Here is a 1,026-nt window from a genome sequence, read left to right on the forward strand (position 1 = left end):
CCGGAGCCGCCGCTCGTCGCCGAGCCGGTAGACCGCCAGGAGCCGGTCGTCGGGGCTGGCGTCGCGGGCGATGCGCTGGCCGCTGTGGTGCGCGCCGTTGGCGACGTTCAGCTGGTGCGTCTCGACCTCGGTGGTCTCGCCGTCGATCTCGATCACGGCGCGGAACGGATCGTGCCGGGGGAGCAGCCTCGCGGCCGTCAGCGCGTACGCCGGACGGCCCAGCACCCGCTTCAGCTCGTGCGGGACGTGCCGGGCGACCTCCACCGACAGGCCCAGGCTGACCATGTTCGCGAACACGTGGCCGCCGGACGGGTCCTCGTCGTCCGCGGGCTCCTTGGCGGTGGTCTCCTCTCCTGGCGCGGTCTCCGCACCGTCGCCGTCGTCGTCCGTGGTGCCCTCGAACCAGCCCACGTCCACGTCGGCGACCTTGCCCGAGCCCAGGACCTCGACCGCTTTCGCCAGGTCCATGGGCAGTTCCAGGCTGCGGGCGAAGTTGTTGGTGGTGCCCAGGGGCAGGACGCCGAGGGCCACGTCCTGGTGGGCCAGGTGCCGGACGGCCTCGGCGACCGTCCCGTCGCCGCCGCCGACCACGACCAGGTCGGGGGCGTCCTCGAGCACGCGGCGGAACAGCGGGCGCAGTCCGGTCGGGTCGGTCACGGGGACGATCTCTGCGAACTCCATCCCGGCGCCGGCGAGCAGGGTCCGCGCCCGCTCGTGCAGGCGGCGGCCGCGCCGGGATCGGGCGTTGACGATCAGCACGGCGCGACCCGACCCGCTCCGGATCGCGGCTTCCAGCTCCTTCTTCGAACGCGGCAAAACAGCCCTTTCCGTGATTACCCTGCGTTATAAGGCTCTTGGTGCTGGGAATAAGTACCTCAAAGTAGATGGTTTTAAGCGGGACGGAACGATGCGACGGCATGGCCGGCTCCGGGCCGGACTGATCACCGGGGCGGCCCTCGCGGGAATCGCGGGGCTGGCGGTGACCTCCAGGCTGCTGTCGCCGCTGTCCATCGCCCCCGGCGGGCC

General features: G+C 72.0%; 2 protein-coding genes. One reads left to right on the top strand and one right to left on the bottom strand.

The window, feature by feature from the left end; translation table 11 throughout:
* Positions 1-759, bottom strand: a 759-nt coding sequence (locus AB0J52_RS42120; protein WP_500188928.1) for a diacylglycerol kinase family protein, incomplete at its 3' end; no start/stop codon positions are given.
* Between AB0J52_RS42120 and AB0J52_RS42125 the strand changes: the two genes are divergently transcribed.
* On the top strand, positions 746-1,026 hold a 281-nt coding region (locus AB0J52_RS42125), incomplete at its 3' end, for a hypothetical protein (protein WP_500188930.1). The genes AB0J52_RS42120 and AB0J52_RS42125 overlap by 14 nt on opposite strands.

This window comes from Spirillospora sp. NPDC049652 (assembly GCF_040675125.1).
Lineage (GTDB): Bacteria > Actinomycetota > Actinomycetes > Streptosporangiales > Streptosporangiaceae > Spirillospora.